The following is a 6934-nucleotide window of genomic DNA, read 5'->3' as shown; positions in this document are numbered from 1 at the left end:
TACCGCCATCCTGGGAAGCCGGATCTATTACGATTTCGGGCAGATCAAGGATTACGGCCACGGCAACGCGGTGGGGATCTCGGCCCTGGTCTCCTTCCCCGGCAATATGGTCACCCTGGGAGCCAAACTGGAACAGCGCTTTTTGGGCAAGAACTTCATTCCCCAGTATTTTGACAGGTTCTATGAGATCGACCGCTACCAATTGTATTCCATGACCTCGGGCAGCGTCACCACCACTTTCGGGGTGCCCAAAAAACTGATGCTGACCGGCGTGACCGAGGCCAGGAACGGCACCTACGGCGAGATCTCGGGCAATGTGCTGGGCAAGGTCAGAGTGATGGGCAGCGGCTACAAGACCCGGGGAGCCGACAGCACCGGGGTCCTGCACATAGAGGCCAGCGCGCCGGACCTGATCCCCAAGGGCGACATCCGGGCCTACTACGACCAGAAGAAGATCCAGAGCCTGTCCGACCTGTTCGCCAAAAAGGAGAATATGCTGCTGACCGCCGATGTAGGCTACCAGGCCTACTGGAAGATCTGGATGTATCTGACCTACCAGATCACCTACGAGAAGCAGGAGGATCTAAGCTTCCTGACCCGGAAGAAGTTTTCCACCAGGCTGGCTTTGAAATTCAACTTTTAACACCGGCTGAAAACAATGCGAAGGGAAGGCGAGAAATATTCTTGCTTTCCCTTTGTTTTTAACCTCTCCAAGGACTTTTTTCTAAACCGCTAAGGCGCCAAGATCGCCAAGGTATGTATAAATTAACCAGAGCGGGATAGTGATTGCATACCATATCGTTTGATTGCGTTCGTTTGTCATTCCCGCGCAGGCGGGAATCCAGCATAATCTTTCTGGATACCTGCTTTCGCAGGTATGACAAGAAGCCGCAATGATACATTGTTGTCAACATCATGCGTGATAAATGCAATCTATTAACCGTCCTCATTAATAAGCTTTGCGTCCTTAGCGTCTTTGCGGTAAATGATCTTGAAAAAGTTATGTTGAAATCATTACTCCATAGCCTGCTGAATTTCATCTTTCCGCCATTCTGCGCTTCCTGCCACCAGAAGATCCTGCAGCCAGAAAGCGGATTGATCTGCGAGGCCTGCTGGGATTCCCTGGTAAAATGGAGGCCGGACTGCTGCCAGCGCTGCGGGGCTCAATTACCGGCGCAGCCCTCCCATGAGATGCCGATGCTTTGTCCCAAGTGCCGGATCCCGGACTGGGCCTGCGCCGACATCAGGGCCATCGGGCCTTTTAAGACGCCGCTGGCCGATGCCATTCACCTGCTGAAATACTCGGACCGGCGTTCGGTGGTCAAGAAGCTCTCAGAATACATGGAACAGTCGTTGTCCGGAGCAGACCATTATAAATCTTCTGACCTGATCCTTTCAGTTCCTTTGCACCCGGCCCGCAAGAGGGAGCGGGGCTACAACCAGGCCCAGCTTCTGGCCCAGGCTTTGGGAAAAACATGGAACAAGCCCTGTCCCGAAAACATCATCGCCCGGGCCAGGCACACCCAGACCCAGACCAAGCTCAACAAGCAGCAGCGGCTGGAGAATGTCAAGGACATCTTTTCCGTCAAAAAGCCGGAACTGGTCCGGGGCAAAACAATCATCCTGATAGACGACGTGCTGACCACCGGGGCCACCATCGGGTCCTGCGCCGGAAAACTGTTGGAGGCTGGGGCTTCCAAAGTGCTGGCCCTGACCGCGGCCGCTGCCCCCTTAGATTAAGAGCCTTTTATCCACAGATTAACGCAGATTATAACAATTACTTTCCTCCTAATTGTTTGATTCAACAGGGGAAAATCTGTGATAATCTGTGAAAATCTGCGGATTATAATTCCCCGGGGAGTCATACAAAATCACTGCCGATTTTTATTGACATAACACCTTGGTAGTGTTAAACTAAAAGGCTGTTAAAATCGTCATTTCTTCCATAAAAACACACAGGAGAACCCATGTCCGAAATCTCCGTTTTACAAAAACACCGGGCCGGTTACCGGCCCAAGCTTCCTGCGATCTTTGTCAAGAACGGTCCCCGGGTGAGGGCAATTGAAACAGGCGAGCCGGAGCCCAAACACGAGATCATTGACGGGGCTTTTCCCAAAACTTCAGCCTTTAAGCCGGTGGTGTTCGAGCCGGACCAAAAGCGCCAATACAAGCCCCTTAACGTGGGGGTGATCTTCTCCGGGGGCCAGGCCCCGGGCGGACACAACGTGCTGGCCGGGCTGTTCGATTCCCTGACCGCCATCAATCCCCAAAGCCGGTTGTATGGTTTTACCGGCGGCAGCAGCGGTCTGGTGGACAACAAGTACCAATTGCTGACCTCCGATCTGATCGATGAATACCGCAACACCGGGGGCTTTGACCTGATCCGCACCGGGCGCACCAAGCTGGACAAGCAGGAGCAGTTCGTAAAAGTGGCCCAAAACTGCCGGGACTTAGGGGTAACCGGGCTGGTGATAGTGGGCGGAGACGACTCCAACACCAACGCCTGCATGCTGGCCGAATACTTTCTGCAGAACGAGGCCGAGATCAACGTGGTGGGCTGCCCCAAGACCATAGACGGCGACCTGAAGAACGAACAGATAGAGATATCATTCGGCTTTGACACCGCCACCAAGGTCTACACCGAACTGCTGGGGAATATTCTGCGGGACTGCAACTCGGCCCAGAAATACTGGCACTTCGTGCGGGTGATGGGCCGCTCGGCCTCGCACATTGCCCTGGAATGCGCCCTGCAGTGCCATCCCAACCTGACCGTCATCTCCGAGGAAGTGGCGGCCAAAGCCTACAGCCTGAAGCAGATAGTGGAGCAGATCGCCAGCCTGATCAAGGCCCGGTCCGAAGAGAAGATGAATTTCGGGGTGGTGGTGGTTCCGGAAGGCCTGATCGAATTCATCCCCGAGATCAAAATTCTGATCACCGAGCTCAATGAGATCCTTTCCGCCCATCACGACTACTTCAATTCCCTGCCCACCACCAAGGACAAGCACCAGTTCCTCAACAGCAAGTTGTCTCCGGCCTCGGCCCAGGCCTACGGCCAGCTGCCGGACGAACTGCAGTGGGAGCTGCTGGTGGACCGGGATCCCCACGGCAACGTCCAGGTCTCCAAGATAGAGACAGAGAAGCTGCTGATAGACATGGTGGGCGACCTGTTGCGGGAATGGAAGGCCGAAGGGAAGTACAATGGCAAATACGCGGCCCAGAACCATTTCTTCGGCTACGAGGGCCGCTGCGCCGCGCCGTCCAACTTCGACGCCGATTACGCCTACAGCCTGGGCTACACCACCGGGGCGCTTTTGGCGGCGGAGAAGACGGGGTACATCGCCACGGTCAGGAACCTGATGAAGCCGTCCACCGAATGGGTGCCGGGCGGCCAGCCTTTGGCCGGAATGATGACGGTGGAGCGGCGCCAGGGCAAGGATGTGCCGGTGATCAAAAAGGCCCTGGTGGAGCTGGAGGGCAAGCCGTTCAAGGTCTTCGCCCAGCAGCGCGACAAATGGATGATGTCAACCGACTACCTGTACCCCGGACCGATCCAGTATTTCGGCCCGGAGGAGGTCTGTGACCGGACCACTTTGACCCTGGTGCTGGAGCAGGGCCAGGACATCCTGGACGCATTGTCCACGGTGGGCGCCTTAAAGACCAGCGATTTCTTCAGCCGGCTGTCCCCGGACTCGCTGACCCGGCTGCTGGGCATGGTCCAGCATCTGGAGGTGAGGCCCGGGCAGGTGGTGATCCGCAGGGGCGAGATCGGGCAGTGCTTTTACGTGGTGATGGAGGGCGAGCTGGAAGTGCTGGGCGGGGATGATTCGTCAATTGTCGCCACGCTTAAGAAAGGCGACCCCTTCGGGGAGATCGCCCTGCTGGCCGATGTGCCCCGCACCGCCACGGTGGCAGCCAAGACCGATGGGGACCTGATATTCATCAATAATTATGATTTCAAGGAATTTCTGGCCGAGCACAAGGAGCTGGAGAAGCAGCTGTCGGCGCTGAGCCAGGCCCGGCTGGCGGAGCTGAAGGAGAAGGGGAACTAAGCTCCTTTGCCGAGTAATAGTATTTCCGCTCTGAAGGAGCGAAGGTTCATAGCCAGTGGCTTCAGCCACAGGTTCTAGGGCAAATAGTATATCCGCCCTGAGGGGGCGGGGGAAAAAGAGGTTGTATGGGCAGCACATTGACGCATCTTGTTTACCACATTGTGTTCTCCACCAAAAACCGGCAGAACACCGTTACTCCGACATTGCGTGAAACATTATACCCGTATATTGGGGGCATTATTCGCGGGGAAAAAGGGACAGCTCTTAAAATTGGCGGGACAAAGGACCATGTTCATATTCTTGCAGCATTGCCGCCAACGCTATCGGTTTCCGAGGCCCTTCGCTGCATCAAGGGAAATTCCTCAAAATGGGTGAACGAAGGCGGAAGCCTAAAGGCTCATTTTGAATGGCAAAGAGGCTATGGAGCGTTTACGGTAAGCGAATCAATGGTTGAAACTGTCTCACGTTATATTGAAAACCAGGAAGAGCATCACCGGATAAAAGATTTTAAAGAGGAATACTTGGTCTTGTTGCAGACGCATGGGGTCAAATATGACGAGCGTTACATCTGGGACTAGGTCTCCTGCGCCCCTTCAGGGCGCTTGATGGTTGATACTACGGATACCGGAGGCTGAAGCCACCGGCTATACTCCTGCACGCTTTCAGCGTGAAAATTCAAACCAACGTCATAGGGTAATAGGGAATGGTTAAAACTGACGTTGGTAAGAGAACCAAGTAATCCTTGCCAGCCATTCTTTTGTAACGAATATAGGGCGAGGGATGATTCCAGGATAAAGGATAGAACCATGCGCAAATTACCGAAATGGCTGGGCTGGACACTTAAAGTGATCGGGTGGATGTGCCTGATCCTGGTATGTCTGGTGGTGCTGGCAGTCCTGATAGGATGGATAGGCGACCTGACGGCTTCCTCTCAATGGCAGGCCGGGCGCCAGCGAGCTTTGGAAAGGATCCAAAAAGCCAAGATAGCTGAGTTTCAGAGTGGTTATGATTTTGCGGTCATCGAGGCCAACGCCTGGGACTATTACCTTAAAGCCTCCGAGACCCTGGACAGCCTTAAAACAGGGAAGCTGGACAGCCTGGTCTTTGGCAAGACCTTCGATCCAAAAGAAGCAAACCGGTTCCTAACCGAATATAAAAAGGAAATTTCACTCTGGGACTCAGGGGCCTGCAGCCGGTACTGCCGCACCCCGTTCGAATACGAGAAAGGCTACACCGCCCCGATACCGAAATACATTTCCCTGCAAAAGATTCTGAAGCTGGCCCTGATCAAGGGCAGGGCAGAGATTTCTGCGGGCCGGACACAGCAGGGGGTGCTCACATATTCCAAAGCCCTGAAGACGGCCATGGACATTTCGGGCGGCTCCGAAACGGTGATAGCCCGGATGGTTGGTATAGTGGCCGGCAAATACGTTAAAAGGATCATCGTCAACGATATCGACCGGTTTGACACTGGGTCAATCATTCTTTTGCAAGAAGCCATAGAAAAGGCTGAGAAAGAATGGCCGGAGATGCATGCTTCAATTAGTATGGAAGCACTAACAACATATATGACAATTGACACTCATGGTCATTTAATCGAAGGTGGTTCTATTGGCCGGATAGACGAAGAACCTATGGTACAATTTATACGGCAGCCTGCGTATTCTCTACTTTGCTGGAATCACTTTTTCTCGCTAAAACGAAGTATGATTAACTTTTCCAGTTTGCAACAAAAATTTGCTGATGAAACAAAGGTCTGTCCGGAAAAATATTGGTCTAACATAAAACCGGCATTAAAGCAAAACGAGGAACATATAAAAAAAGTGGCCAAGGGAGACATATTTGTAACTATAGCCATGCCAAATAACACGGCGTTCTTTAAAAGTGAGTATGAGCTAAGAATGGGCTTAAGGGTCATTAAGGATGCTTTACTGCTGAGGAACTACCGCCTGAAAAACGGCAAATATCCTGCCAAGCTACTCCAAACAGTCAAAGACAGTCCGGAGAATAACGACATTGCCAACGGACTTCCGTTAAGGTATGTTGTCAATCAAGACAAGACGGTTTGGCTTTACAGCGTAGGTCTTAATCTGGCAGATGACGGCGGGAAGAACTTTGTCCTTTCAGAGGGCATAACCAGAAGCACGGTCAATGAAGCTCAGGATGATATCGGGATCAAGTTAGAGTAGGGTTAAAAGAATATAATCCAAAACCACCATCAGGAGGATAATATGCCATTAGTCGGAACCCGCGAGATGTTCAAAAAGGCCTATGAAGGCGGCTATGCCGTCGGGGCCTTCAACGTCAACAACATGGAGCTGCTCCAGGCCATCGCCGACGCCGGGCACGAGGAGAGATCCCCCCTGATCCTGCAGGTGTCCTCCGGGGCCCGCAAGTACGCCCGCCGGGAGTACCTCACTCATCTGGTGAAAGCCGCGGTGGAGACCTATCCCGACCTGCCCATCGCTTTACACCTGGACCACGGCGACAGCTTTGAGCTGTGCAAGGCCTGCGTGGACGACGGCTTCTCATCGGTGATGATAGACGCCTCGCATTTCGGCTTCGAGGAGAATGTCCACATCACCAAGCAGGTGGTGGAATACGCCCATGCCCGAAATGTTCCCGTTGAGGCCGAGCTGGGCAAGTTGACCTCGACCTCGGACGAGCCCGGCGCCAAGGAATCCGTTTACACCGACCCCGACGAGGCCAAGCGGTTCGTGGAACTGACCGGATGCGATTCCCTGGCCATATCCATCGGGACCTCGCACGGGGCCTACAAGTTCAAGGGCGAGCCCACCCTGGACTTCGCCCGGTTGGAGAGGATCCAGAAACTTCTTCCCAACTATCCCATAGTGCTGCACGGGGCCTCATCTGTCCCCAAAGAC

At 53.7% G+C, this 6934-nt stretch carries 6 protein-coding genes and 1 pseudogene; all 7 read left to right on the top strand.

Going from position 1 to position 6934, the window contains the following annotated elements:
• On the top strand, nucleotides 1-643 hold a 643-nt coding region (locus Q7U71_06580; GenBank protein MDO9391420.1), incomplete at its 5' end, for a hypothetical protein.
• Nucleotides 644-1002: 359 nt separating this feature from the next.
• The gene (locus tag Q7U71_06575) at nucleotides 1003-1740 is read left to right on the top strand and encodes a ComF family protein (protein ID MDO9391419.1); all 738 of its coding nucleotides are present in this window, start codon (nucleotides 1003-1005) and stop codon (nucleotides 1738-1740) included.
• Between the two features lie 227 nt (nucleotides 1741-1967).
• Nucleotides 1968-3617, top strand: a pseudogene (locus Q7U71_06570) (diphosphate--fructose-6-phosphate 1-phosphotransferase).
• Between the two features lie 93 nt (nucleotides 3618-3710).
• A complete protein-coding gene (locus tag Q7U71_06565) occupies nucleotides 3711-4049 on the top strand; it encodes a cyclic nucleotide-binding domain-containing protein (protein ID MDO9391418.1) in 339 nt (112 codons plus the stop codon).
• Nucleotides 4050-4174: 125 nt separating this feature from the next.
• Nucleotides 4175-4627, top strand: coding sequence for an IS200/IS605 family transposase (tnpA, locus tag Q7U71_06560; protein ID MDO9391417.1), 453 nt, complete (start codon nucleotides 4175-4177; stop codon nucleotides 4625-4627).
• Nucleotides 4628-4906: 279 nt separating this feature from the next.
• A complete protein-coding gene (locus tag Q7U71_06555; protein ID MDO9391416.1) occupies nucleotides 4907-6238 on the top strand; it encodes a hypothetical protein in 1332 nt (443 codons plus the stop codon).
• Between the two features lie 42 nt (nucleotides 6239-6280).
• On the top strand, nucleotides 6281-6934 hold a 654-nt coding region (locus Q7U71_06550; protein MDO9391415.1), incomplete at its 3' end, for a class II fructose-bisphosphate aldolase.

This window comes from bacterium (assembly GCA_030655055.1).
GTDB lineage: Bacteria > Edwardsbacteria > AC1 > AC1 > EtOH8 > UBA5202.
This window is presented reverse-complemented; position numbering and strand designations above follow the sequence as displayed.

Bases quoted from the DNA above. Each gene is read 5' to 3' on its own strand.
- Q7U71_06575 (MDO9391419.1), top strand. From the start codon at position 1,003: ATGTTGAAATCATTACTCCATAGCCTGCTGAATTTCATCTTTCCGCCA.
- tnpA (MDO9391417.1), top strand. From the start codon at position 4,175: ATGGGCAGCACATTGACGCATCTTGTTTACCACATTGTGTTCTCCACC.
- Q7U71_06565 (MDO9391418.1), top strand. From the start codon at position 3,711: ATGGTCCAGCATCTGGAGGTGAGGCCCGGGCAGGTGGTGATCCGCAGG.
- Q7U71_06555 (MDO9391416.1), top strand. From the start codon at position 4,907: ATGTGCCTGATCCTGGTATGTCTGGTGGTGCTGGCAGTCCTGATAGGA.